Genomic DNA, 24,550 nt, shown 5'->3' with positions numbered 1-24,550 from the left:
AGCGCGTAATCTCCCCCCTTGAGGGGGAGATGTCCGGCAGGACAGAGGGGGCGCCGCCGCCGCAAACCTCGCCGGCAGAGACCCGCGCCAACACCGGGCGCTACCCGCGCCCATATCCCCGGATGCCGTTGTCCTCCAGATAGGCCAGGATCAGCCGCGCGGCCTCCTCGGGCTCCGGGCCGACATGGAGGTTCGCCCCGCCGCTGGCGGTGCCGGCCGTGCGCATCAGCTTCGGCCGGGCCCGGTGCGGGCGTTCCCCCGCGTCGACATCGACCGGCACCCCGGAGACGACGGCCGCATGGCGCCGGATCTCGCCCCGCCGCATCCGGCCGAAGGCGAAGGGCGGCGGCGGGGGGCTGAGCGGATGCACCGTGACGACGACCGGCAGGCGGACGGTGATCCGGCGCCGGGCGCCCTTCGCCATGGCCTGGTCGACGACCAGCGTTCCCGGCGCCTCGCCGGGCCGGATCGCCACCGCATCGGCGAGGATCGGCAGGCCCAGCGCCTCGGCCAGCAGATAGGGCACGAGGCCGGTGTCGAGCCCGCCTTCGCCGCGCCGGCCGCAAAGGATCAGCGCGGGCGGCGCATCGCCATCCAGACCATCTTTCAGGAAGGCGGCGAGCGCCGGCAGCGGGTCCTCGCCCTCCGGCATTGCGACGACGTCGAGGCCGCAAAGCCCATGGCCGAGGCCGGCCGCAACGCCCTCGTCGCCCGGCCCGACATGAAGACCCCGCGGGGCCTCGTCGAGTTCGGCCGCAAGGGCGATCGCCTGGGCCTCGAGCCGCGAGAGATGGGGCCGCCCGGAGACGGGGTTCCTCGCGTCGGACAGGAGCACGATCGTCTTCATGCCTCACGCTCCTGCAACAGCTTCAGCAGGGCCGGCATGACCAGCTGCGCGTCCTGGACGATGGCGAGGCCGGCCCGCTCGATCATCGCGGCGTGGAGGTCGGTGTTGACGGCGATGACGTGCTCGCAGCCGGCGACGCCCTGGAGATGCTGCGGGGCTCCCGAAATGCCGAGGGCGAGATAGCAGTCGGCGGCGAGCACCGTGCCCGACGCGCCGACCTGCGCCGCCCGCGGCATCAGCCCGGCGTCGCAGACGACGCGGCTCGCGCCGGGCGTGCCCTTCATCGCCGCGGCGAGATCGCGGAAGGCGGCAAAGTCGCTGACGCCGTTGCCGGCCGAGACGACGAAGTCGGTCTCGCTCAAAGCGAGCTTTGCCGGATCGCCGGGGATGATCTCGACCGACAGGATCGCCGGGTCGTCGGGGAGGGGCGCCGCGGCGGCGTCGAGCGGCCGCGCCTCGCAGGGCACCGCCTCGTGGGGTTTCGCCCGGTCCTCGCCGATGGTCATCAGCCGGGGCGGCAGAAGGCCGATCTCCGCGCGGCCGTTGCGCACCGCGCGCACCGCCTGCCGGGCGGTGAGATGCTCGACATCGGCAAACAGCGGCTCGCCGAGACAGGCCGCGAGGCGCCGGGCGATGTCGGCGCTGTCGCCGGCCTCGGCAAGGATGACGTGGCGCGGGGAGAGCGCATCGACGGCGCCCCGAAGAGCCGCGGCCCGGATGGCCGGTGTCGCCGCGCCCGGCAAGGCGAGAACCCGGTCGGCGCCGGCCTCGCCGAGACCTTCGCCCCATCCCTTCGTCAGGTCATCGCCCGAGCACGCGACGAGGGCGACCACCCCGCCGCCGCCGTCCCCCGCATCCGCCAGCAGCCGTGCGGCGCCGAGCACCTGCCGGTCGAAGCGCGACAGCCGCCCGCCCGCCGCCTCGACGACGGCAAAGATCAGGAACGCCGGCTCGTCGACGACGCGCAGGGCCGGCTGGCCGGGGCTGACGTCGGTGGCGTCGAGGCTCGGCCGTGCCCTGGCGAAACGGGCCGCGTCCGCGCGGTTCATCTGCCGCTGCGAGCGGTCGTAGCGCTTGCGCTCGGGCCCGGTGACGGTCTCGCCCGCAAGGCTCGCCGCCCATTCCCGCCAGGGGTCGCGGCGCGGCCGGCCGGAGGCCGGGGCCGCCTCGCGCCGGCCGAGATCGAGGCGCGGGCGCCGGCCCGCCTCGGCCACCATCTTCGTCGCGCGCTCGGCACGCGGATCGTTCCTGATACGGCTCATGCGGGTTGAAGCTCCCGCGCCGGCGCGGCGCCGGCGGGCTTCCTGCGGCCGGCCTCGACCGCTTCCCAGAGCAGTTCGGCGACGTCCTTCACCTCCGGCCGCTCGCCGGTGACGCCTTCCAGCATCGCCGTGCATTGCGGGCAGGCGACGGCCACCGTCTTCGCCCCGGTCTCCATCGCCTGGCCCATGCGGAGGTCGGGAATGCGGGTGTCGCCGGGAATGTCGGCGGAGGGCGCGCCGCCGCCGCCGCCGCAGCACATCGAGCGCCTGCCCGAGCGTGCCATCTCGCGCCGTTCGAGCCCGAGGGCGTCGAGCAGCGCGCGCGGCGCTTCGACCTCGCCATTGTAGCGGCCGAGATAGCAGGGGTCGTGATAGGTGATCGTCCGCCCGGCGAGCGAGGCCGGAGCGAGCCTTCCGGTCTCGACCAGTTCGGCGAGGAAGGCCGTGTGGTGAACGACGTCGTAGTCGCCGCCGAAAGCCGGATATTCGTTGCGGATGACGTGCAGCGCGTGGGGATCGGCGGTGAGGATGCGGGCGAAGCGGTAGCGCGACAGGATCTCGACATTTTCCCGCGCCAGCCGCTGGAAGGTCGCCTCGTCGCCGAGCCTTCGGGCGAGATCGCCGCAGTCGCGCTCCTGGCCGCCGAGCACGGCGAAGTCGACGCCGGCGGCGTTGAGTGTCTGGATCAGCGCCTTCAGCGTCCGCTGGCCGCGCAGGTCGTAGGCCGCCTGGCCCAGCCAGAGCAGCACCTCCGCCTCGCCCCTCTCGACGATGCGGGGCAGCGACAGGCCGGCGGCGAAATCCGTCCGCTCGTACAGCGGCCGCCCGGACGGCTCGTCGCAGCCGCGATAGTTCGCCAGCGGCTCCTCGGCCTTCAGCGGCACGGCGCCGAGCTCCAGCGTCTGGAAGCGCCGGAGGTCGACGATCGCATCCACATGCTCGATCATCATCGGGCATTCCTCGACGCAGGCCCGGCAGGTGGTACAGGACCACAGCGTATCCGGGTGGACGATCCCTTCCGGCGAGACGATCGGCGCATGCATTCCGGCCGTGCCGCCGACCGTCCGTTCGTTGGGATAGGGGTTGCCGGCGTAGGGCCGGGCATGGCCGCCGCCGCTCGCCGCCGCCAGATCGGCGATGAGGTGCTTCGGGCTCAGCGGCTGGCCCGCGGCAAAGGCCGGGCAGGCGGCCTCGCAGCGCCCGCACTGGACGCAGGCGTCGAAGGCGAGGAGCCGGTTCCAGGCAAAGTCCGCCGGCGTCTCGGCGCCGAGTTTTTCGGCACCGAGATCGAGCGGTTGGAGGGCCGTCGCCTCGACTTTTGCAGCCTCATGCTCGAAGCGCCGCGGCCGCGGATGGGCGACGAGATGCGCCGCGCCCGCCAAAGCGTGTCGCATCGGACCGCTCGCCGTCGTGGCGGCGAGGGCAAGCCCTGCTGCCGCCGCCGGAAAGAACAGGAGAAACGACAGCGCCGGCAGCGGATTGCCGAGGGCGGCAAGAAGCGCGGTGAGGAAGCCGCCGACGGCGAAGACGCCGAGATAAACGGGCAGCCGCTGCCACTGCCCGACCGACAGCCGCGGCAGCGCCCGCGGATAGCGCCGCCGCGCTTCGAGGACGACGCCGGCCGCCATCACCAGGAAGGCCAGCGCGACGAGCGCCCAATAGAGGCGCGAGGCGGCGAGACCCGGAACCAGGCCGAGGACGAGAAGGCCGCCGGCGAGGACGAGGCCGCCGGCGGTCGGCACATGCATCCGCGAGGCCGACCTGTCGCGGTCGACGACGTGGTGGACGTCGACGAGATAGCGCCGGGGCAGCGCCTTCAGCCCGGCGATCCAGTCGACGCTGGCCGGTTCGCCGCCGCGCCAGAGTACGACGCGCCGGCCGATCTGGACGGCAGCGAGGGCCACCATGGCGACGATCAGCCAGGGCAGGAAGGCGGCGGCGGTCATGGCAGGACCCCTGGGCAGGTCGCGGCGGTGAACCCCCCTCTGCCCTGCCGGGCATCTCCCCCACAAGGAGGGAGATCGATCTCGCGCGAAAGTGGCGGCCTATTCTTAAATGGGCGGGCCTGCTCCAACCGTGGAACATTGCGCCCGGCATCGAAGCAGCTGATCTCCCCCCTTGTGGGGGAGATGCCCGGCAGGGCAGAGTGGGGTGCGTGCGCCACGGCCTCTGCCGGCTGGGCGAAAGAAACCCCTCGCTTGCGATGCCTCTCGCAAGTTGGCAGTGGCAAGGCCGTGCCTTCCCCGCCCACCCTCACAGATCCTTGCACAGGCGCAGCGCGTCGTAGATCGCGGCGTGGATGTTGCGGCCGGCGACCGCGTCGCCGATGCGGTAGAGGGTGTAGCCCGGCTCCGCAGCGGCGCCGTTGATCTCGCAGGGCTGCGGTGCGCCCGCGACGATCGCGTGGTCGTCGGTCAGCCCGCGGTTCTTCGCCCGGTCCTTCAGCGCGAAGTGCAGCCCGTCCACCGGCAGCGTGCCGTAGTCGACGACGACCGAATCCACCACCCGTTCCTCCTCCGCGTCGGTCATGGTGTTGCGGATCGCGGCGATCAGCCGGTTGCCTTCGGGGTAGATCTCGATCAGTTCGGAGTTCGGCGTCATCAGGACGCCGAGCTTGTAGAGCTCGCGCAGGTGGACCGGCTGGTTGGTCGGGCCGATTTCCTCGCCGATCATCCGGTCGTGGGTGACGAGCTCGACGAGGCAGCCCATCTTGGCCAGCACCTCGGCGGTGGAGGCGGCGTTGTGGCCGCCGATCTCGTCGTAGAGGAGCACGGTTCCGGAGGGCTGCGAGCGGCCCTCCAGCACGTCCCAGGTGGTCACCGCGTGTTCGAAGCCCTTCGCCTCGCCCCTCTGCGGCAGGCCGCCGGTGGCGACGATGACGATGTCGGGGGCAAGCGCCGCGATCTCCGCCTCTCCGGCCTCCGTGCCGAGACGGATGTCGACGCCGAGCTTCGTCACTTGGGCGACCAGCCATCGGGGAATGCCCGACAGCGCCTCGCGCCACGTCGCCTTGGAGGCAACGTTCACCTGGCCGCCGAGCCGGTCGGACTTCTCGAACAGCGTCACGGCGTGGCCGCGCTCGGCCAGCACCCGTGCCGCCTCCAGCCCGCCGACGCCGCCGCCGACGACCACGGCGGTCTTCTGCCGCTCGGCCTTCTCGATGACGTGCGGCATCGTCGCCTCGCGCCCGGTCGCGGCGTTCTGGATGCAGAGCGCGTCGCCGCCGACATAGATCCGGTCGATGCAGTAGCCGGCGCCGACACATTGGCGAATGTCGTCGGCGCGGCCCTCGGTGAGCTTCCTGACGAGATGCGGATCGGCGATGTGGGCCCTGGTCATGGCGATCATGTCGACATGGCCCTCGGCGACGGCCCTTGCGCCGGTGGCAAGATCGGTGACCCGCTGGGCGTGGAAGATCGGCACGTCCACCTCGCGCTTGATCGCCGAGGGCAGCGGCAGGAAGGGCGCCACCGGAAACGACATGTTGGGCAGCGACACCGCATGGGCGATGTGGTCGCGCGCCTGGCCGCCGATGATGTTGAGGAAGTCGACGAGGCCGCGCGAGGCGTATTCCGCCGCGATCGTCACGCAGTCCTCGTGGGAGAGCCCGCCCTTCAGCATCTCGTCGCCGGACATGCGCATGCCGATGACATAGTCGTCGCCGACCGCCTCGCGCATCGCCGACAGAACCTCGATGCCGAAGCGCATGCGGTTTTCGAGGCTGCCGCCATATTTGTCGGTGCGGTGGTTGGAGTTCGGCGACCAGAACTGGTCGACCAGATGCCCATGGGCGGCCGAGATCTCGCAGCCGTCGAGCCCGCCCTCCCTGCAGCGCCGCGCGGCGGCGGCGAAGTCGGCGACGATCCGGTCGATCTCCTCCTGTTCGAGGGCCTTCGAGATCGCCCGCGACGCCGGTTCGCGGGTGACGGACGCCGATTTCACCGGCAGCCAGTGCTCGGTGTCCCACTTGGTGCGCCGGCCCATATGGGTCAGCTGGATCATCAACTTGGCGCCGTGCCGGTGAATCCGTTCCGAGAACTCCCGGAAGAACGGCACGACCGAATCGTCGGCGACGGAGATCTGGTTCCACGGCGCCGCCGGGCTGTCGATCGACACCGAGGACGAGCCGCCGAACATCGTCAGCCCGATGCCGCCTTTGGCCTTTTCCTCATGATAGAGCTGATAGCGCTGCTGCGGCTTGCCGTCCTTGCCATAGGACGGCGCGTGGCTCGTCGACATCACCCGGTTGCGGATGGTGAGGCCCTTGATCGTCAGGGGTTTCAGGAGAGCTTCGGCGTTGGCGATCATGGGTGGTGGCTCTCGTTGGTAGATGACTGCAACGCGGAACTGTCTGCCGCTTTCATTCGTGCCCACAGAAGACTTGTAGATTTTCGCCGAATTATTTCGATCATCAGCGTTCGGAACGAATAGAAATGACGCAAGTGAGCCACGAGAGTTTTCGCGGAAAAATCGCCTCTTTTAGAAGTCTTCGCGTTTGCTTGTATGCTTATACCGAGGGCGTCATTGATTGCGGCGATTACTTTCTGAGCTTCCTTATGATCGAGATGGTATCCAAACTCGAAAAACTGATCTCTGCAGACGAGTTCAATGACAGACGAACGGCGTCGCGGACCCATCCAGTAACTTGCTCGGTTTAATGTACGATAAAATGGTTTCTCGTAGAGCGTTTCGATATTCGACGAGAAAAAATTGCGTCTGGTCTTGATCGGGCCGACGACGAGTGTGTGCTCAAATCCTTCTTTCGTTATCGAAATATGCTCTCGTCCCGACAGCATCCATGTGGCAGCGAACAGGGCTTGCATCAGTCCGACTGCCCACCCCAACAGCCAGAATATCAAAATTAGATTTAGCAACAAGCTCCCATCAGAATTCATCAACCAAACAAGGACTACAATTCCGCCTATGGTCCAAGGTGCTATCCAGCAAAAAATAAGGAACAATGCTGGATAATATTGATTCTGCGAAATCGACACATGGCTGCTGTCCTGTTTCTTTTCGATGAGGATTCGACGCCTCGCCGAGGCAGTATCAAGTCCTTCGGATGGATATTGTTGCGGGCCGAAATCCACTATCGATGCCTCAGTAACAGAAAACACCGCATATCCCTCACCGCTCGATCACCAGATCCGTCTTCGGCCGCGAACAACAAAGCAGCGCCATGCCGGCATCGATCTCGCGCTGCCGGATGCCGCCGCCATGCTTCATCTCCACCGAGCCCGAGGTCAGCTTCGATTTGCACGTCCCGCAGAGCCCCTTGGAGCAGGACGAAGGCAGGCGCATGCCGGCGCGGCGGGCGGCTTCCAGCACCGTCATCCCCTCCGGGCATTCGATGGTGCGGCCGGTCTTGGAGAACTCCAGCTGGAACACCCGGACGCCGGAATCGATTTCCTCCGTCGCCTCGGTGATCTCGTCCTGGGCCGCCTCGGTGAAGTCGTCGAAGTTGAAGCTCTCCTGATGGTAGCGGCTCATGTCGAAGCCGGCTTCCGTCAGGGTGGTCTTCACCGCCCGCATGAAGGGCGCTGGGCCGCAGACGAAGACGGTGCGGTCGCGGAAATCCGGGCAGATCATCGCGAGCTTCGCCCCGTCGATGCGGCCGCGATAGCCGCTCCAGGTCTCCCGGGCCGCGTCGTCCTCGACGATGAAGGTCGGCCGGATCGAGCGGTTGCGCCTCGCCATGAAGTCGAGCTCGTCGCGAAAGACGATGTCGGCCGGCGAGCGGGCGGCATGGACGAAGGCGATGTCGGAGATCAGCGCGAGATCGAAGGAAGCCCGCGTCATCGACATCATCGGCGTGATGCCGGAGCCGCCGGAGATGAACAGATACTTCGTCGCCTGCATGCCCGACCAGGAGAAGACGCCCATCGGGATGGTCGCCTTCAGCATCATGCCCGGCTGGAACTCGTCGTGCAGCCAGTTCGACACCGGCCCGCCCGGCACGCGCTTCACCGTGATGGCGACGGTGTCCGGCCGGGTCGGCGGCGAGGAGATCGTGTAGCAGCGATGGATGATCTCGCCACCGATCTCGAATTCGAAGGTCAGGAACTGGCCGGAGGTAAATTCGAACTGCCGCCGGTGCCGCGGCGCGAAGACGAAGGTCTTGACGTCGTGGGTCTCTTCGCGCACCGCGCGGCAGATCAGGACGTCGTCCTCCTCCGGCTCCCAGCGATAGTAGCCGGTGGGGACGGGGCCGGCGGCAAGGGTCTTCGGGACGGGAGCATCCATGGCGGCGGTCCCCTTCAGGCGACGGCGCGGGTTTCAGCCAGATGCGACAGCATCCGGCCGACATACCAGTTGATGAATTTCTCGACGAGCATCTCGGTGTGCGGCGAATAGGGGCCGGGCTCGTAGCCCTCCATCGAGACGCCGCTCTGGCAGTAGCCGACGAGGTCGGAATCCTGCTGGTTGGTGGCCATCCAGACGCCGATGAGATTGTCGAGATCGTAGTCGACGCCCTCGACGGCGTCCTTGTGGACCAGCCACTTGGTGCGCAGCAGCGAGCGCTCGGCGTCGAGCGGCAGCACCGAGAAGACCACCGCGTGGTCGCCCATGAAATGGTGCCAGGAGTTCGGCTGGGTCCAGAAGTGCAGGCCGCCGAGCTTGGCGCTCGACAGATTGCCCATCAGCTTGTTGCAGGCGCGCTTGGTGTCGATCGTGTGGCTCTCGCCGGCGCCCGACAGCGGCAGGCGCTCGGTGCGGAAGCCGGTGACCATGTCGTCCAGCCGGTCGACTTCGCGCGACGGCAGGCCGGCCGCCTCCCAGTCCCGGTGGTTGTCGTTGAGCATTGAGGCGTATTGCGCGGCGTGCTCGCGCTCGGTCTCGTCCAGCTCTTCCGGCGCGAAGCCGAAGCCGTAGGCGAACAGCGGCACGGTCAGCTCGGGATGGTTCGCCCCGCAGTGATAGCACTCCCGGTTGTTCTCCATCGTCAGCTTCCAGTTGCCCGGCTCGATCAGGTCGTGCTGGTAGGCAACCTTGGTCTCGCGCAGATTGTGGGGCTTAAGATAGGGCGCCATCACCCGCTCCAGCTCGTCGAAGTCCTTCGGCGGGTTGTCGGCGAGGCAGATGAAGAGGAGGCCTTCGAGCGAGCGGATGTGGACCGGCTTCAGCCCGTGGCAGGAACGGTCGAAATTCTCCCCCATGTGCTCGGCATGGATCAGCTGGCCGGTCGTGTCGTAGACCCAGGAGTGATAGCGGCAGACGAGATTGCCGACCGTCGACTTCTCCTCGTGGACGAGGCGGGCGCCGCGATGCCGGCAGACATTGTGGAAGGCGCGGACGACGCCGTCGTCGTCGCGCAGGATGGCGATGGAGTTCTTGCCGATCTCGACGACCATCACGTCGCCGGGCTCCGGCACGTCCGGCTCGACCCCGACGAACAGCCAGTGCCGGCCGAAGATCACCTCCATGTCGGCGTCGAAGACGTCCTTGTCCGTATAGAAGGGCGCTTCGAGCGTGTAGCCCTTCTTGCGGTGGGTCAGGCGGGCGACGAGGTCGTTCATCATCATGCTGCACCCTATCGGGGCCGGGAGACCGGGCGCCGGCCGCGCCCCTGTTGATCGGAAGTCTCGGCCATTCCCGCCTCAGCGGGGACGGCATCTCTCATCGTCAGACGGTGTCCCGCGCGGCCTCGATCAGGAAGCCCTGGACGTAAGGCGCGAAGGAGCGCCACGTCGTCACGGTGAAGCGATCGGCGGACAGGCGCTGGAGCACGATCTCGGCCTTGCCGAGGATCGTGCGGGTGGCAGACCCCGCCGGGAAGGCCTTCGCCGAGAGGTCGAGCGGGCAGCCGGCATTGATCACCGCGTCCGCGCCCGGCCCTTCGACGGCAAAGGCGACGTCGCGGTGGGAGACGTCGACCAGCGAATGCGGGACGCCGGCGAGTGCCGCCGAAATCACCTCGCAGCGCTCGTCGACCTCGTCGGCGGCGACGAGCAGCATCCACTCGTCCGGGCCGAGGCGGAGCGCCACCCGCTGCTGGCCGCCTTCGCCGGCGGTACTGCGCGAGTTGATCGCGCCCGACAGGTCGAAGCCGTCGATGGCGCTGCGACCGGCGAGTGCCGCCGGCTTGATGCGGAAGGCGAGGCGGCCCTCGGGGCCGAGCGGCGTCACCGTGACGCCGGCCTCGGAGGCGAGCGGCGACACCGTCGGCGCGCGGCGGGCGAGATTGAGCTCAAGCATCGGCGGTTTCCCCCTTCACCTCGTAGAAGACTGCCTTGGAGATCACCGCCTCGGTGAATCCCGCCGGCGTCGTCACGAAGACCGTCTCGCCGATCCTCTCGCGGCCGGCCTCGATCATCGCCATGGCGATCGAGCGGCCGCAATTGGCCGAGTCGTAGCTGGAGGTGACGTGGCCGATCATCTTCATCGGGATCGGCTGGCTCGGATCGTCCACCACCTGGGCGCCCTCGTCGAGGATTTCCCTTGGATCGCGGGTCAGGAGCCCGACGAGCTGGCGGCGGCTGGCCGCCACCATGTCCGGCCGGGTGAGCGAGCGCTTGCCGACGAAGTCCGGCTTCACCTTGGAGACGAGGCCCGAGAGGCCGAGATCGTCCGGCGTCACGGTGCCGTCGGTCTCCTGGCCGACCACGACATAGCCGACCTCGGCGCGCAGCACGTGCATCGCCTCGGTGCCATAGGGCGTGATGCCGTGCTTCTGGCCCGCCTCGAACAGCGTCTTCCAGACCGCCTCGCCATAGTCGGCGGGCACGTTCACCTCGAAGCCGAGTTCGCCGGTGAAGGAGACGCGGAACAGGCGGCAGGGAACGCCGCAGACGAAGCCGGTCTTCACCGTCATGTGCGGGAAGGCGGCCTCCGTGAGATCGATGTCCGAGACGAAAGGCTCCAGCACCTTGCGGGCGTTCGGGCCCTGCAGGGCGATCACCGCCCATTGCTCGGTGATCGACGTCAGGAATACGTCGAGATCCGGCCATTCGGTCTGGAGATAATCCTCCATGTGGCGCATCACCCGCGGCGCCCCGCCGGTGGTGGTCGTCACGTGGAAGCGGTCCTCCGCCAGACGGGCAACGACGCCGTCGTCGTATACGAAGCCGTCCTCACGCAGCATCAGCCCGTAGCGGCAGCCGCCGGTCTTCAGCTTGGTCCAGGCATTCGTATAGATGCGGTTCATGAACTCCGCCGCATCCGGGCCGACCACCTCGATCTTGCCCAGCGTCGAGGCGTCGAAGATGCCGACATGGGTGCGCACGGCTCGCGTCTCTCGGGCGAGCGCGGCGTGCATGTCCTCGCCGGGCTTCGGGAAGTACTTCGCCCGGCGCCACAGGGCGACCGGCTCGAACACCGCGCCGTGCTTTTCGGCCCAGCCATCGATCGGCGTCTTGCGGACGGGATCGAAGAGTTCGTCCCGCGCCGGGCCGATCAGCGCGCCGAAGGAGACGGGCGTATAGGGCGGCCGGAAGGTGGTCGTCCCGACCGAGGGGAGGGGACGGTCGAGAATGCCGGCGACGAGGCCGAGCGCATTCATGTTCGACGTCTTGCCCTGGTCCGTCGCCATCCCCGTCGTCGTGTAGCGCTTGACGTGCTCGATCGACTCGAAGCCTTCGCGCACCGCGAGCTTGATGTCCTTGGCGGTGACGTCGTTCTGGAAGTCGACGAAGGCCTTGACCCGCGAGGCGTCGGCATCCGTGGGCAGGACGCGCACGGGCTGGAAGCCGGTAAACGAGGCGGTGGCTTCCGGGGCAAGCTCCCCGCCGCCGGCCTTTGCTCCGTCGGCGATGACGGCGGCCAGATCATAGACGCCGCGGCAGGCGCCGGCCGAGCGCTCGGCCTGGGCGGATGTCGCGGGCAGGAAGGCGTCGAGTTCGACGTCGAAGGCGAGCTTGCCGCGGGACTGCGAGAAGAGGTGGACGGAGGGCGTCCAGCCGCCGGACATCGCCACGCAGTCGCAGGGAACCGTGACCTTCTCGCCGATCGCCCCACCGTGGCCGATCGGCGCCACGACGAGGCCGGTCACCCGCTTCTTGCCGAGCGCCCGGATCACCGTATGGCCGCTCCGCACCGTGATGCCGACGTCTTTCGCCGCCGCAAGCTCCGGCCCGCAATCGGCCTCGAGGCGGATGTCGACGATGGACACCCGCATCCCCGCCGCCCTGGCGTCGAGGGCCGTGCGATAGGCCGAGGCTGAGGAGGTGACGACGACCAGTTCGTTGCCCGGCAGCACGGCCCAGCGATTGAGATAGGCTCGCACGCTCTCGGCCAGCATGATGCCCGGCCGGTCGTTGTTCTCGAACACCAGCGGGCGCTCGTGGCTGCCGGTGGCGAGCACGACTTCGCCGGCCCGCACCTGCCACAGCCGCTCGCGGGCAAGCCCCTCCGGCGCATCGGCGACGTGATCGGAGACCCGCTCCACCATGCAGACATGGTTGTGGTTGTAGTAGCCGAAGGCCGTCGTGCGCGGCAGGATGACGACGTTTTCCCGCGCATCCAGCGTCGCCACGGCCCCGGCAACCCACTCCATCGCCGGCCTGCCGTCGATCGTCGAGGTCGCGTCGTTGAGCAGCGCGCCGCCGGGCTCGGCGCCCTCGTCGGCAAGGATGACGCGGCTTTCGCCGTCTGCCGAGGCCGCCAGTGCCGCCGCGAGCCCGGCCGGGCCGGCGCCGACGACGAGCACGTCGCAATGGGCGTGCCGGTTGGAATAGCGGTCGGCGTCCTTCACGTCCGGCGCCTCGCCGAGGCCGGCGGCCTTGCGGATCACCGGCTCGTAGACCCGGTCCCAGAACTTCCGCGGCCACATGAAGGTCTTGTAGTAGAAGCCGGCGACGAAGACCGGCGACAACAGGTCGTTGACCGCGCCGATGTCGGTTTCGAGCGACGGCCAGTGGTTCTGGGTGCTCACGACGAGGCCGTCGCGCGCTTCGACCACCGAGGCGCGGTTGTTCGGGTCGCGGTAGCCCGGTCCGCGATCGGCCCGCCAGTCGACCGAGAGGAGCGCGCTCGGCTCGTCGGAGCCATGGGAGAGGATGCCGCGCGGCCGGTGATACTTGAACGAACGGCCGGCGAGGTGCTGGCCCGAGGCGAGCAGCATCGAGGCGACGGTGTCGCCGGCAAAGCCCTCCAGCCGCTTGCCGTTGAAGGTCACGGCGAGCGGCCGGCTGCGGTCGATGCGGCCGCCGGAGGGGCGGCGAAAGGGCTGACTCATGATGGCCCCGTTCAGGCGTTCGAGGGTGTTGAAGCGGCGGCGGCGTCACGGTCCGGCCGTGGCTTGCCCATCTCGTAGGTCGCGACGAAGGCGTCGCTCACCGTGTCGCGCAGCGCGTTGAACCAGCGCCCGCAGCCATGGCCGTGCAGCCAGCGCTCGGCGTGGAGGCCCTTGGGGTTGGTGCGGTAGTAGAGGAACGAGCCCCAGTCGGCGTCCTCCACCGCGGTCGGCGTCTCGGGCCGGGCGATATGCGCCTCGCCGCCGCAGTGGAACTCCACTTCGGGGCGCTGGCCGCAATAGGGGCAGTCGATCAGGAGCATGAGGGTGCCCTCGCGAAGTGAAATGGGCTCGATCGGCGTTGGGCCGGGTTCATCAGAGGGCGGCGGCGTCGGCGCACCCCCCTCTGCCTGCCGGCATCTCCCCCACAAGGGGGGAGATCGATCATCGGAGAGGTCGGCGCCTGCCTTGATGCGTCGCCGTCAGAAGAATGAACGGTGACCCCGAACGAGGTCCGATCTCCCCCCTTGTGGGGGAGATGCCCGGCAGGACAGAGGGGGGTCTGCACCGTTGAAATCACGACACCCACCCCTCAATGCGCGACGGCCGCGGCCGCCGCCTCGTCGATCAGCCGCCCGGTGCGGAACCGGTCGAGGCTGAAGGGCGCGTTGATCGGGTGCGGCTCGCCGGTGGCGAGCGTATGGGCGAAGACGTGGCCGGAGCCGGGCGTCGCCTTGAAGCCGCCGGTGCCCCAGCCGCAATTGACGAACAGGCCCGGGATCGGCGTCTTGCCGAGGATCGGCGAGCGGTCTGGCGTCACGTCGACGATGCCGCCCCAGGAGCGCAGCATGCGCATCCGGCCGAACTGCGGAAACAGCTCGCAGATCGCATCCAGCGTGTGGTTGATGATCTGGATGCCGCCCTGCTGCGAATAGGACACATACTGGTCCGTACCCGCGCCGATCACCAACTCGCCCTTGTCCGACTGGGAGATGTAGGCATGGACGGCGTTCGACATGACGACGCAGGGGAACACCGGCTTCACCGGCTCCGACACCAGCGCCTGCAAGGGCACGCTCTCGACCGGCATCCGCAGGCCAAATCGGCCCATGACGACGCCGGTGTGCCCCGCCGCCACGACGCCGACGCGCTTCGCCCCGATGGTGCCGCGGCTGGTCTCGACGCCGGCAACCGAGCCGTCCGGATTGCGCTTCAGGCCGAGGACCTCGCAGTTCTGGATGATGTCGACGCCCCGCGCATCCGCGCCGCGGGCATAGCCCCAGGCGACCGCGTCGTGCCGCGCCGTGCCGCCGCGCCGCTGCAGCGCGCCGCCGAGAACCGGATAGCGGATGTCCGGCGAGATCGTCAGCGGCGGGCAGTAGGCCTTGCACTCTTCCGGCGTGAGCCACTCGTTGTCGATGCCGTTCAGCCGGTTGGCATAGACGTGGCGCTTGAAGGAGATGACGTCGTGATGGTTGTGCGCGAGCATGAGGACGCCGCGCTGGGAGAACATGACGTTGTAGTTCAGCTCCTGCGACAGCCCCTCCCAGAGCTTCATCGCGTGCTCGTAGAGCCCGGCGGATTCATCGAAGAGGTAGTTCGAGCGCACGATCGTCGTGTTGCGGCCGGTATTGCCGCCGCCGATCCAGCCCCGTTCGAGCACCGCGACATTGGTCACGCCATGGACGGAGGCGAGGTAGTAGGCCGTCGCGAGCCCATGGCCGCCGCCGCCGACGATGACGACGTCGTATTCCTTCTTCGGCTCGGGCGCGCGCCACTGTCGCTCCCAGCCCTGATGGCCGGAGACGGCTTCCTGAAGAAGGCTTTTCAGAGAGAAACGGCGCATATTTCGAACCCCGCTAAACTGCGCCGACAATGCGCAGAGTGACGGTTTTTTGACTAACTCAAAAGCGAAGTGGAACGCTTCAAAAGCGACATCGATGAACATTTTTCCCGGCTGCATCCATATGAGGCAGAAACGCGAAAACAGCCGGCGATCTCAGCGGGTTGTGTGAATGGCGAAGTGCCGTCGAGGCTTGCTCATCGCTCCCGGTCGGGACTCTGTATCGCGCGGACATAGGATTCCAGGACCGCGTTGATGCGGGTCTGGTAGCCCCGCCCGCCCGCCTTGAAGGCGTCCAGCACCGACTTCTTGATGCGCAGCGTCACCTGCTCCGTGCGGTCGGGCCGTGCCTGCTCGGCCCTGGCCCAGAAGGCCGCGTCCAGTTCGGGGATTTCGCTGTAGTCGATGGCCTCCTCCGGCATCGCGTCGACGCGTCGCAACGTGTCCCGCTCCGCTTCCGTGAGAGGCGGCGGATCGCCGAGGTCGAGGGTCGTTCTAATCGTCTTTCCCATAGCGTCCTCTTTCGCGCTCATTGGCCTTGCGAACCGAGATGATGCGGATTCTGTCGCCACGCTTCGTCCAGACCGCCACGAACATGCGTCCTTCGACATGTCCGACTGTCAGGAACCGGTCCTCGCCGTAGTCGTGGCGGGTATCCGGCACCGTGAGGCGATCCGGATCGGCAAAGATCCGCCGGGCGAAGGCGAAGTCGATACCGCGCTCCGCAAGGTTCGCGGCCGACTTGTCCTCATCCCATTCGAACTCTTGCGCCATTCCTATATCGTAGCGACAAGTTGTCGTTACAAGCAAGATCGACGCATGCGCCGACCGAATGCAGATCCCGTTCATGACCGGGCGCGGCGATGCCGGGCCCGCCGGTTTCGTGACCAGGCGGGCGCAGCCATAGGCCCGTTCAACACCCGCCAACCCTCGGAACATGTCCCCCAGACGCCTCGAAGGCTTCACATCGGGCGGCGAAACGGTCTAGGTCGTTGCCCGACCCAACGGCCGGCTCCCGCGGCCTCCTCTGCATCGAAGCGACGATGACCTCTCGACCCATCACCCTCGCGCTCAACGGCTTCGGCCGCATCGGCCGGACCATCCTGAGGATCCTTGCGGCCGCGGGCAACGACGACCTCGAGATCGTCCTGATCAACGACATCGAGCCGCTGGAATCCTGCGCCTATCTGTTCGAATACGACAGCGTCTTCGGGCCGTTCCGCGGCAGCGTCGAGACGCGGCCGGGGATGCTGGTCGTCGACGGGCGGGCGATCCCGTTCCACTCGGTGCGCGACATTGCGGCGCTCGACCTTTCCGGCGTCGACGTCGTCCTCGAATGCACCGGCCACAACGACGACCGCGAGACCGTCGAGCGCGGGCTGCGCGCCGGAGCCGGGTCCGTGCTGATCTCCGGCCCCTCGAAGGTCGCCGACGCGACCCTCGTCCTCGGCGCCAACGCGGATCGCCTCGGCGACGAGCGCGTGATCTCCAACGCCTCCTGCACGACCAACGCCCTGGCGCCGCTCCTGAAGGTTCTCAACGAGGCTTTCGGCGTCGTCTCCGGCCAGATGACCACCGTCCACTGCTACACCGGCAGCCAGCCGACCGTCGACAAGCCGCGCGGCGATGCGGCGCGCAGCCGGGCCGCGGCGCTCTCCATGGTGCCGACGACGACCAGCGCCGGCCGGCTGATCGGAATGGTGCTGCCCGAGCTTGCCGGCCGCATCGAGGCCCGCGCCATCCGGGTGCCCACCGCCAGCGTATCGGCCATCGACCTCACCGTCGCCACCGAGCGCTCCGCCAGCGTCGACGCCGTCAACGCGCTGCTGCGCGACATGGCCGCGACCTCGCCGGTCTTCGGCTGGATCGACAGGCCGCTGGTCTCCTCCGATCTGAGGGCCCGGCCGGAATCGATCGTCGTCGCCGGCCCCGAAACCTCGCTTGCCGGCGGGCTTCTGAGGGTGTTCGGTTGGTACGACAACGAATGGGGCTTTTCGTGCCGGATGCTGGACATGGCCCGCATGATCGCCCGAAGAAACCATCAGGGAAGAGAGACGCCGCATGTCGAACGATGACGCCAAGCCCCTGTCGAAACGCCAGGAAGCGCTCGACTATCACGAGTTTCCAAAGCCCGGGAAGCTGGAGATCCGCGCCACCAAGCCGATGACCACCGGCCGCGATCTCTCCAACGCCTATTCGCCGGGCGTCGCCGAGGCGTGCCTCGAAATCCAGAAGAACCTCGCCGACGCCGCCCGCTATACCGCCAAGGGCAATCTCGTCGCCGTGATTTCCAATGGCACGGCCGTCCTCGGTCTCGGCAATATCGGGGCGCAGGCGTCCAAGCCCGTGATGGAGGGCAAGGCGGTCCTGTTCAAGAAGTTCGCCGGCGTCGACTGCTTCGACATCGAGGTGAACGAGACCGATCCCGTCAAGCTCGCCGAGATCGTCGCCAGCCTCGAGCCGACCTTCGGCGCGGTCAATCTGGAGGACATCAAGGCGCCCGACTGCTTCATCGTCGAGCGGCTCTGCCGGGAGAAGATGTCGATCCCGGTCTTCCACGACGACCAGCACGGCACGGCGATCGTCGCCTCGGCCGCGGCGGTCAACGCTTTGAAGGTGGCGAAGAAGGACATCGCCGACATCAGGATCGTCGCCCTCGGGGCGGGGGCTGCCGGCATCGCCTGCCTGAAGATGTTCCTGGTGATGGGGGCCAAGCGCGAAAATATCACCATGCTCGATTCCAAGGGCGTGGTGCACACGCTGCGCAACGACCTCTCCCCCGAAAAGGCCGAGTTCGCCCGCGAGACGGAGATGCGCACCACGCTCGAAGCCATGGAGGGTGCCGACCTCTTCCTCGGCGTCTCCGGCCCGGGGCTCCTCACCAAGGAGATGGTGGCGCGGATGGCCGAGCGGCCGATCATCTTCGCGCTCGCCAATCCGACGCCGGAGATCATGCCGGAGGAGGCCCGCGAGGCCTCGCCCGGCGCGCTGATCGCGACGGGACGGTCGGACTATCCCAACCAGGTCAACAACGTCCTCTGCTTCCCCTTCATCTTCCGCGGCGCGCTGGACGTCGGCGCCACCGAGATCAACGACGCGATGAAGCTCGCCTGCGTCGAGGCGATCGCCGGGCTTGCCCGGGAGACCGCGTCGGCCGAGGTCGGCCACGCCTATCGCGGCGAGCGCCTGACCTTCGGGCCGGACTACCTCATCCCGAAGCCCTTCGATCCGCGGCTCCTGCCGACGATCGCCTATGCCGTCGCCAAGGCTGCGATGGAATCCGGCGTCGCGACGCGTCCGGTCGACCTCGAAACCTACAGCGCCCGGCTGAACGCCCAGGTCTACCGCTCCTATTCGGTGATGCGCCGCGTCTTCGACGCCGCCCGGGCCTCGCGCCGCAGCATCGTCTTTGCCGAGGGCGAGGACGAGCGGGTTCTGCGCACCGCCCAGGCGATGGTCGAGGAGACCCAGGACCGGCCGATCCTCATCGGCCGGCCGGACGTCGTCAACGCAAGGCTCGAGCGCGAGGGGCTGAAGATCCGCCCCGGCGAGGACTTCGAGATCGTCAATCCGGAGGACGATCCGCGCTACCGCGACTACTGGGGCACCTATTACGAGCTGATGCGTCGGCGCGGCGTCTCGCCCGATCTCGCCCGCGCCGTGATGCGCACCAACACGACGGCCATTGCCGCCGTCATGGTGCATCGCGGCGAGGCCGACAGCATGATCTGCGGCACCTTCGGCGAGTATCGCTGGCATCTCGGCCATCTCGGCCAGATCCTTTCGACCGAGATGCTGCATCCTGTGGCGGCGCTGTCGCTGATCATCCTCGACAAGGGCCCGCTGTTCATCGCCGACACCCATGTCCACATGACGCCGGACGCCAGCCAGGTGGCCGAGACGGTGATCGCCGCGGCACGGCATGTCCGCCGCTTCGGCGTCGAGCCGAAGATCGCCCTCTGCTCGAGCTCGCAATTCGGCAACCTCGACAACGAGTCCGGCCGGGTGATGCGCGGCGCGATGAAGATCCTCGACGAGAAGCGGCTCGACTTCGCCTATGAAGGCGAGATGACCACCGACACCGCCCTCGACGACGAGCTGCGCGACCGGCTGTTCCCGGGCGGGCGGCTGGAGGGCCGGGCGAACGTCCTCGTCTACGCCAATTCCGACGCGGCCGGCGCGGTCCGCAACATCCTCAAATCGGTGTCGGGCGGCCTCGAGGTCGGCCCGATCCTGATGGGCATGGGCAACCGCGCCCATATCGTCACCCCCGGCGTCACCGTGCGCGGCCTCCTCAACACCGCGGCGCTGGCCGGCTCGGCGGTGTCGAGCTACGGCTGACGCGGGCAGGGGCCGGAATGGCGGAGCGGCAGCGACCGGGGGGATCGCTGCCGCGGACCGAAAGGTGTGTGGGGGCATGGACCCTTCGGCCGAACGCGCGACGGTCGAGGCAGTCGGCGCACCGTGTGGCCGCCGCCGCCGGTAGTGCCTGTGCTCAGGCCCCCGACAGCCCGCCGAGCATCTTCTCCGTGCGGAGTTCGTCCAGCCGGGCGGCTTCCTTGCGCGCCTCCTCGGCGTCGCGCAGCGTCTTCGTCACGGTCACCGTGGTGTGCACGAGCATGATCGCGGCCATGGCGTAGAAGCCCTTGGCGGCGAAGCTCGCCTCCAGGAAGTAGATGCCGCCGGCCATCATGCCCGCCGCGACGACGAAGGCGACGACGGTGAAGAGGGAGAAGGCGCTGCCGGGAAGGCTCTTGATCTCGTTCATGGGGATGTCCTTGTCCTTGGTCGGGTGAGTGGGAATCGCTTCGTCAGGTCAGGTCAGGTCAGGTCAGGTCAGGTCAAGTCAGGTCGGGGGAGGGCGTCACCCCCCGGAGGTGCCGCCGGCGCGCTGGCGCAGCCGCTCCATGACGGCGGCGCCGGAGTTTTGCCGGGCAGGGCCGCAGCCGGCCTCGGCCAGCTTGTCCTCGATGGTCGAGGATCCGGTCCCGCAGCCCTGGCGCGCCATGACCGCGTCCTCGGCGGCCTGGGCGTCCTCGATCCTCTGGAGCGTCTTTTCGGCGTCGGCGATGCGCGACAGGCCGGCCGCGCCGGTGCGCCCGTCGAGCTGATGCACCCTCGATCGCACCGAGACGAGGTCGCGGCTGCGGCAGAGGCGGCGCAGGCGCGATTCGCATTCCCTCAGATAAGGCTTGCGCCTGGACAATTCGCCGCGCAGCCGCTCGACGCCCTTGCGGCAGAGGTCCCGCTCCGCCTCGATCTCGGCGATCTCCTCGGCGCCTTCGCCGGCGAGGCCTTCGAGCCCCTTGCCCATGGCTGCGACGACGCGGGTCTCGAGGTCGGCGATCCGCCCGTCCAGCCGCTGCAGCTGCACCTCGTCCCGGGCGAGGCCCGCCTCGGCGATGGCGAAGGCCTTGCGGGCATCGTCGAGGGCGCTGGCCGCTTCGCGGATCTGCTGGCCGAGGATGGTCGCCGCGTTGCGCGCAGCGATGTCTTCGGCCGCCTCATGGGCCCGTCCCCTGGCGATGGTGGTCATCAGTCTGAACATGGTCAGGTCTCTAGTTGACGACATAAGAGCATTGCTCTTATCGGCACCATACGCTGGATTTCGCGGCTGTCAATCGCTAAAAGAGCGTTGCTCTTAAAAAACCGAGGATGCAGCCGATGCCCAGAGGTCCCGTCAGAGATGCCGATGAGGTGCGGGCCGACGTGGTCGAAGCCACCGAGCGCCTGATGATCGAGCGCGGCGTGCGGGCGGTGCGGCTGCGCGACGTGATCGCCCGCTCCGGCGTCTCGAACGGCCAGCTCTACGGCGTCTTCGCCTCCCTCGACGAGGCGATCATGACGGTGAACGCGAAGACCCTGCGCCGGCTGGAGGCGCGGCTCGAGCGGGACGCGGCCCAGGCGCAGCCGGTCGAGCGCCTCGTCGCCTTCGCCCGCTGCTACCTCGCCTTCGCTCGCGAGGAGACGCCGCTCTGGCGCGCCCTCTTCGAATATGCGCCGCAGGAGGAGGGGGCCCTCGTCTCCGACATCCGCGCCGACCAGGCGCGGCTGTTCGAATATCCCGCCGCGCCGCTTGCCGAACTCTATCCCGATCTCGGCGCCGACGGCGTCTTCCTGCGCGCCCGCACGCTGTTCTCCGCCGTCCACGGCGTCGTGACGGTCTCGCTGGAAAGCCGCTATGCCGGCGTCACCGTCGAGCGGCTGGAGGAGGAACTCACCGGCCTTGTGCGCGCCGCCATCGCCGGCTATCTGCGCTGAGGGTCAGCCAACTCACACCGGCCTGAACGTCCGCTCCAGCACGTCCAGCCAGTTCCGATGGGCGATCTTGTCGATCAGCGCCTCGCCATAGCCGTGGCGACGCATCGCCTCGAACAGCTTCGGCAGGCCGCTCGCATCGCCGATCGGGGCGGGGATCACCGCCCCGTCGAAGTCCGAGCCGAGCGCGACGCCGTCCTCGCCCAGCCGCTCGACGAGGCCGTCGAGATGGCGGATCATGACGTCGAGGCCGGTGTCGGCGGTCATCCATCCGTCTTCCCGCAGGAAGGCGGTCGCGAAGTTCAGCCCGACGACGCCCCGGCTCTCGGCGATCGCGGCGAGTTGCTTGTCGGTGAGGTTGCGGCTGACCGGGCAGAGCGCATGGACGTTGGAGTGGGTTGCGACCAGCGGCGCGTCCGACAGCCGGGCGACGTCCCAGAAGCCCTTTTCGTTCAGATGCGACAGGTCGAGGAGGATGCCGAGCGCGTTGCAGCGGGCGACCAGCCGCTTTCCTGCATCTGTGAGTCCCTCGCCGATGTCCGGCGAGGACGGAAACCGCATCGGCACGCCATGGGCGAAGATGTTGTCGCGGCTCCAGACCATCCCGATCGACCGCAGCCCCGCCGCATGCAGCACGTCGAGCGTTGCCAGGTCGGCGTCGATCGCCTCGGCGCCCTCGATGTGCATCACCGCCGCCATCGCCCCGCCTGCGAGGGCCGAGCGGATGTCGGCGACCGACCGGCAGACCCGGAAGGCCCCCTTCGAGCCGCGCTCCAGCCGGAACAGGATCGACGCCATGGCGATGGTCGAGGCCGTGGCTTCGGCGATCTCCAGTGGCGCCGGCATCGCCATGTCGTAACCGTTCGTCCCGAAGCGGGACAGATCGAGCCCGCCCCGCGGCGAGGGCGGGAAGATGGCGAAGAGCCCGCCTCGAAAATTGCCCGCCGCAGCCTTGGCGAGATCGATGTGGCCGGACGTGCCGCCTGCAAGGAAGGCCGCGATCGCCGCCTCGCCGCCCTCCATGTAGAGGCGCAGGAGCGCATCGTTGTGGCCATCGAAGACGACGGGTGACTGCATCGGATGATCCCCGGATGTTCGCCTGGAGGCGACGTGAAAGCGACCTTGCCCGTCCGGGCGCTGTCGAAGAGCTATCATCGGCGTGCCTCGAACACGACGATTCGTCAGTCAAGCCTCGATTTTGCACCGCGCGTCGGCTATCCCGGCCGGGCGCCGCACGCCCCCGCGTCCGCACGCCCGACACCGCCGCATCCCCGCCGGCCGACACCGGATCATCATGCTGAAGCGCTTCTTTGCCTATTACCGGCCATACAAGGGCCTGTTCTTCCTCGATTTCGGCTGCGCCGTCCTGGCAGGGCTGCTCGAACTCGGCTTCCCGATCGCGGTCAAGGTGTTCATCGACACGCTGCTGCCGAGCGGCGACTGGTCGCTGATCGTTGCCGCGACCGTCGGCCTGCTCCTCATCTACGTCTTCAATACCGGGCTGATGGCGGTGGTGACCTATTGGGGTCACATGCTGGGGATCAACATCGAGACCGAGATGCGCCGCAAGGCCTTCGACCATCTGCAGAAGCTGTCCTTCGGCTATTTCGACAACGTCAAGACCGGCCATCTCGTCGGCCGCCTGACCAAGGACCTCGAGGAAATCGGCGAGATCGCCCATCACGGGCCGGAAGACCTGTTCATCGCGATCATGACCTTCATCGGCGCCTTCATCCTGATGCTCTTCGTGCATGTGGAGCTGGCGCTGATCACCGGCTTCGTCGTTCCCGTCGGCGCCTGGCTGACCAGCCGCTACGGCGCGCGGATGACGGCGACCTGGCGGGCGATCTACGCCTCGATCGGCGATTTCAACGCCCGCATCGAGGAGAATGTCGGCGGCATCCGGGTCGTCCAGGCCTTCGGCAACGAGCGCCACGAGCGCCGGCTGTTCTCGGCCAACAACGCCGAATACCGCCGGCGCAAGCTCGACGCCTACAAGATCATGTCCTGGTCCCAGTCGCTGAACTACTTCTCCATGCGGCTGACCCAGGTCATCGTCATGGTGGCCGGCACCTGGTTCGTCATCGATGGCGACCTGTCGAATGGCGGCTTCGTCGGCTTCCTCTTGCTCGTCGGGGTGTTCTTCCGCCCGGTGGAGAAGATCGCCGCGGTGATCGAGACCTATCCGAAGGGCATCGCCGGGTTTCGCCGCTATGTCGAGTTCCTCGACACCGAGCCGGAGATCGAGGACCGCGACGGTGCGGTCGCCGTCGCGAGCGTCGAAGGAACGGTGGAGTTCGACCGGGTGCGCTTCGGCTATCTCAGCGACCGGCCGGTGCTGGACGGCGTCAGCTTCATCGCCCGGCCCGGCGAGACGATCGCCTTCGTCGGCCCGTCCGGCGCCGGCAAGACGACGATCTGCGCCCTCCTGCCGCGCTTCTACGAGGTCGAGGCCGGGGCGATCCGCATCGACGGCATCGACATCCGCGACATGACGCTCGCCTCGCTGCGCGACCATGTCGGCGTCGTCCAGCAGGACGTCTTCCTGTTCGGCGGCACGGTGCGCGAGAACATCGCCTATGGCCGGCTCGACGCCAGCGAGGAGGAGATCGTCGCCGCCATGCGCCGGGCCTCGCTGGAGGACACCGTCGCCGCCCTTCCGAACGGCCTCGACACCATCGTCGGCGAGCGGGGGGTGAAACTCTCCGGCGGCCAGAAGCAGCGCCTGTCGATCGCCCGGATGTTCCTGAAGGACCCGGCGATCCTGATCCTCGACGAGGCCACCTCGGCCCTCGACACCGAGACCGAGCGGGCGATCCAGGCGTCGCTGGCCGAATTGTCGAAGGGCCGAACCACCCTCGTCATCGCCCACCGGCTGTCGACCGTGCGCCATGCCGACCGGATCTGCTTCGTGTCCGGCGGCAAGATCGTCGAGACCGGCACCCATAAGGAACTCATGGCCGCCGGCGGCGCCTATGCCCGGCTCGTCGCCGCCCAGGCCGACATCGTCGAACCCCTGGCCGGCAGCGCCCGCGAAATCATGCCGACGCTCTGAGCCGGCGTAGCCGGTGCCCGCCGCCGGTCACCGGCGGCGGGCCATTCGTCGTCCGGTCTTCCACCACGAGGGGCCGGCGAAAGACCGCCGGCCGCCCCGAGACTGTCCCCGTCGC

20 protein-coding genes are annotated in these 24,550 nt (G+C 68.2%); 4 read left to right on the top strand and 16 right to left on the bottom strand.

What is annotated here, in order from left to right:
* Positions 1 to 100: 100 nt before the first annotated feature.
* The 13 genes from ATO4_RS19505 to ATO4_RS19450 all read right to left on the bottom strand — a co-directional run bounded on the left by ATO4_RS19505 (position 101) and on the right by ATO4_RS19450 (position 15,896).
* Positions 101 to 847: a hypothetical protein gene (locus ATO4_RS19505; protein ID WP_083593215.1), complete on the bottom strand. Its 747-nt coding sequence runs from the start codon at positions 845 to 847 to the stop codon at positions 101 to 103.
* The gene (locus ATO4_RS19500; RefSeq protein WP_083593214.1) at positions 844 to 2,109 is read right to left on the bottom strand and encodes an FAD-binding protein; all 1,266 of its coding nucleotides are present in this window, start codon (positions 2,107 to 2,109) and stop codon (positions 844 to 846) included. The genes ATO4_RS19505 and ATO4_RS19500 overlap by 4 nt, the downstream gene beginning before the upstream one ends.
* On the bottom strand, positions 2,106 to 4,055 hold the full coding sequence (locus ATO4_RS19495) for a DUF3483 domain-containing protein (protein WP_083593213.1): 1,950 nt from the start codon (positions 4,053 to 4,055) through the stop codon (positions 2,106 to 2,108). Before ATO4_RS19495 ends, ATO4_RS19500 begins: the two co-directional genes overlap by 4 nt.
* Before the next feature lie 307 nt (positions 4,056 to 4,362).
* Positions 4,363 to 6,417, bottom strand: a complete 2,055-nt coding sequence (locus ATO4_RS19490; protein ID WP_083593212.1) for an NADH:flavin oxidoreductase — start codon at positions 6,415 to 6,417, stop codon at positions 4,363 to 4,365.
* Entirely contained in the window at positions 6,414 to 7,226 is an 813-nt protein-coding gene (locus ATO4_RS27315; protein ID WP_139802561.1) for a hypothetical protein, read from the bottom strand. Before ATO4_RS27315 ends, ATO4_RS19490 begins: the two co-directional genes overlap by 4 nt.
* Positions 7,227 to 7,236: 10 nt before the next feature.
* On the bottom strand, positions 7,237 to 8,352 hold the full coding sequence (locus ATO4_RS19485) for a hybrid-cluster NAD(P)-dependent oxidoreductase (protein ID WP_083593211.1): 1,116 nt from the start codon (positions 8,350 to 8,352) through the stop codon (positions 7,237 to 7,239).
* A gap of 14 nt (positions 8,353 to 8,366) precedes the next feature.
* Positions 8,367 to 9,629, bottom strand: coding sequence for an aromatic ring-hydroxylating dioxygenase subunit alpha (locus tag ATO4_RS19480; protein ID WP_083593224.1), 1,263 nt, complete (start codon positions 9,627 to 9,629; stop codon positions 8,367 to 8,369).
* A 103-nt stretch (positions 9,630 to 9,732) separates the two neighbouring features.
* Positions 9,733 to 10,305, bottom strand: a complete 573-nt coding sequence (locus tag ATO4_RS19475) for a sarcosine oxidase subunit gamma family protein (protein WP_083593210.1) — start codon at positions 10,303 to 10,305, stop codon at positions 9,733 to 9,735.
* The gene (locus tag ATO4_RS19470) at positions 10,298 to 13,282 is read right to left on the bottom strand and encodes a sarcosine oxidase subunit alpha family protein (RefSeq protein ID WP_083593209.1); all 2,985 of its coding nucleotides are present in this window, start codon (positions 13,280 to 13,282) and stop codon (positions 10,298 to 10,300) included. Before ATO4_RS19470 ends, ATO4_RS19475 begins: the two co-directional genes overlap by 8 nt.
* Before the next feature lie 11 nt (positions 13,283 to 13,293).
* Positions 13,294 to 13,602, bottom strand: coding sequence for a sarcosine oxidase subunit delta (locus ATO4_RS19465; protein ID WP_083593208.1), 309 nt, complete (start codon positions 13,600 to 13,602; stop codon positions 13,294 to 13,296).
* Between the two features lie 269 nt (positions 13,603 to 13,871).
* A complete protein-coding gene (locus tag ATO4_RS19460) occupies positions 13,872 to 15,125 on the bottom strand; it encodes a sarcosine oxidase subunit beta family protein (protein ID WP_083593207.1) in 1,254 nt (417 codons plus the stop codon).
* Between the two features lie 194 nt (positions 15,126 to 15,319).
* Positions 15,320 to 15,634 carry a BrnA antitoxin family protein gene (locus ATO4_RS19455; protein WP_083593206.1) on the bottom strand — a complete coding sequence of 105 codons (315 nt, stop codon included), beginning with the start codon at positions 15,632 to 15,634 and terminating at the stop codon, positions 15,320 to 15,322.
* Positions 15,618 to 15,896 (bottom strand): BrnT family toxin, encoded by a 279-nt coding sequence (locus ATO4_RS19450; protein ID WP_083593205.1) that lies wholly within the window; start codon positions 15,894 to 15,896, stop codon positions 15,618 to 15,620. Before ATO4_RS19450 ends, ATO4_RS19455 begins: the two co-directional genes overlap by 17 nt.
* A gap of 269 nt (positions 15,897 to 16,165) precedes the next feature.
* Here ATO4_RS19450 and ATO4_RS19445 point away from each other — a divergent pair, with 269 nt between their 5' ends.
* Both ATO4_RS19445 and ATO4_RS19440 read left to right on the top strand, forming a co-directional pair.
* Positions 16,166 to 17,197, top strand: a complete 1,032-nt coding sequence (locus ATO4_RS19445) for a glyceraldehyde 3-phosphate dehydrogenase NAD-binding domain-containing protein (RefSeq protein ID WP_083593223.1) — start codon at positions 16,166 to 16,168, stop codon at positions 17,195 to 17,197.
* Positions 17,184 to 19,463, top strand: a complete 2,280-nt coding sequence (locus tag ATO4_RS19440) for an NADP-dependent malic enzyme (protein ID WP_083593204.1) — start codon at positions 17,184 to 17,186, stop codon at positions 19,461 to 19,463. Before ATO4_RS19445 ends, ATO4_RS19440 begins: the two co-directional genes overlap by 14 nt.
* Positions 19,464 to 19,617: 154 nt before the next feature.
* Here the strand turns inward: ATO4_RS19440 and ATO4_RS19435 are convergent, their stop codons facing one another.
* Both ATO4_RS19435 and ATO4_RS19430 read right to left on the bottom strand, forming a co-directional pair.
* A complete protein-coding gene (locus ATO4_RS19435) occupies positions 19,618 to 19,890 on the bottom strand; it encodes a YiaA/YiaB family inner membrane protein (protein WP_083593203.1) in 273 nt (90 codons plus the stop codon).
* A 96-nt stretch (positions 19,891 to 19,986) separates the two neighbouring features.
* Positions 19,987 to 20,670: a PspA/IM30 family protein gene (locus tag ATO4_RS19430; protein WP_176223064.1), complete on the bottom strand. Its 684-nt coding sequence runs from the start codon at positions 20,668 to 20,670 to the stop codon at positions 19,987 to 19,989.
* Positions 20,671 to 20,786: 116 nt separating this feature from the next.
* Between ATO4_RS19430 and ATO4_RS19425 the strand changes: the two genes are divergently transcribed.
* On the top strand, positions 20,787 to 21,383 hold the full coding sequence (locus ATO4_RS19425; protein WP_176223063.1) for a TetR/AcrR family transcriptional regulator: 597 nt from the start codon (positions 20,787 to 20,789) through the stop codon (positions 21,381 to 21,383).
* Positions 21,384 to 21,395: 12 nt separating this feature from the next.
* Here ATO4_RS19425 and ATO4_RS19420 read toward each other — a convergent pair whose 3' ends face one another.
* Positions 21,396 to 22,457 carry a dipeptidase gene (locus tag ATO4_RS19420; RefSeq protein WP_083593200.1) on the bottom strand — a complete coding sequence of 354 codons (1,062 nt, stop codon included), beginning with the start codon at positions 22,455 to 22,457 and terminating at the stop codon, positions 21,396 to 21,398.
* Positions 22,458 to 22,674: 217 nt separating this feature from the next.
* Between ATO4_RS19420 and ATO4_RS19415 the strand changes: the two genes are divergently transcribed.
* The gene (locus ATO4_RS19415; protein WP_083593199.1) at positions 22,675 to 24,435 is read left to right on the top strand and encodes an ABC transporter ATP-binding protein; all 1,761 of its coding nucleotides are present in this window, start codon (positions 22,675 to 22,677) and stop codon (positions 24,433 to 24,435) included.
* Positions 24,436 to 24,550 lie beyond the last annotated feature (115 nt).

It is taken from the genome of Aurantimonas sp. 22II-16-19i (assembly GCF_002088275.1).
Classification (GTDB): Bacteria; Pseudomonadota; Alphaproteobacteria; order Rhizobiales; family Rhizobiaceae; genus Jiella.
The sequence above is the reverse complement of the archived record's forward strand: the minus strand, read 5'-3'. Positions and strand labels throughout refer to the sequence as shown.

What these genes read in the sequence shown, in the direction of transcription:
- ATO4_RS19505 (WP_083593215.1), bottom strand. Translation starts at nt 847, where the DNA reads ATGAAGACGATCGTGCTCCTGTCCGACGCGAGGAACCCCGTCTCCGGG.
- ATO4_RS19500 (WP_083593214.1), bottom strand. Translation starts at nt 2,109, where the DNA reads ATGAGCCGTATCAGGAACGATCCGCGTGCCGAGCGCGCGACGAAGATG.
- ATO4_RS19495 (WP_083593213.1), bottom strand. Translation starts at nt 4,055, where the DNA reads ATGACCGCCGCCGCCTTCCTGCCCTGGCTGATCGTCGCCATGGTGGCC.
- ATO4_RS19490 (WP_083593212.1), bottom strand. Translation starts at nt 6,417, where the DNA reads ATGATCGCCAACGCCGAAGCTCTCCTGAAACCCCTGACGATCAAGGGC.
- ATO4_RS19485 (WP_083593211.1), bottom strand. Translation starts at nt 8,352, where the DNA reads ATGGATGCTCCCGTCCCGAAGACCCTTGCCGCCGGCCCCGTCCCCACC.
- ATO4_RS19480 (WP_083593224.1), bottom strand. Translation starts at nt 9,629, where the DNA reads ATGATGAACGACCTCGTCGCCCGCCTGACCCACCGCAAGAAGGGCTAC.
- ATO4_RS19475 (WP_083593210.1), bottom strand. Translation starts at nt 10,305, where the DNA reads ATGCTTGAGCTCAATCTCGCCCGCCGCGCGCCGACGGTGTCGCCGCTC.
- ATO4_RS19470 (WP_083593209.1), bottom strand. Translation starts at nt 13,282, where the DNA reads ATGAGTCAGCCCTTTCGCCGCCCCTCCGGCGGCCGCATCGACCGCAGC.
- ATO4_RS19465 (WP_083593208.1), bottom strand. Translation starts at nt 13,602, where the DNA reads ATGCTCCTGATCGACTGCCCCTATTGCGGCCAGCGCCCCGAAGTGGAG.
- ATO4_RS19460 (WP_083593207.1), bottom strand. Translation starts at nt 15,125, where the DNA reads ATGCGCCGTTTCTCTCTGAAAAGCCTTCTTCAGGAAGCCGTCTCCGGC.
- ATO4_RS19455 (WP_083593206.1), bottom strand. Translation starts at nt 15,634, where the DNA reads ATGGGAAAGACGATTAGAACGACCCTCGACCTCGGCGATCCGCCGCCT.
- ATO4_RS19450 (WP_083593205.1), bottom strand. Translation starts at nt 15,896, where the DNA reads ATGGCGCAAGAGTTCGAATGGGATGAGGACAAGTCGGCCGCGAACCTT.
- ATO4_RS19445 (WP_083593223.1), top strand. Translation starts at nt 16,166, where the DNA reads ATGACCTCTCGACCCATCACCCTCGCGCTCAACGGCTTCGGCCGCATC.
- ATO4_RS19440 (WP_083593204.1), top strand. Translation starts at nt 17,184, where the DNA reads ATGTCGAACGATGACGCCAAGCCCCTGTCGAAACGCCAGGAAGCGCTC.
- ATO4_RS19435 (WP_083593203.1), bottom strand. Translation starts at nt 19,890, where the DNA reads ATGAACGAGATCAAGAGCCTTCCCGGCAGCGCCTTCTCCCTCTTCACC.
- ATO4_RS19430 (WP_176223064.1), bottom strand. Translation starts at nt 20,670, where the DNA reads ATGTTCAGACTGATGACCACCATCGCCAGGGGACGGGCCCATGAGGCG.
- ATO4_RS19425 (WP_176223063.1), top strand. Translation starts at nt 20,787, where the DNA reads ATGCCCAGAGGTCCCGTCAGAGATGCCGATGAGGTGCGGGCCGACGTG.
- ATO4_RS19420 (WP_083593200.1), bottom strand. Translation starts at nt 22,457, where the DNA reads ATGCAGTCACCCGTCGTCTTCGATGGCCACAACGATGCGCTCCTGCGC.
- ATO4_RS19415 (WP_083593199.1), top strand. Translation starts at nt 22,675, where the DNA reads ATGCTGAAGCGCTTCTTTGCCTATTACCGGCCATACAAGGGCCTGTTC.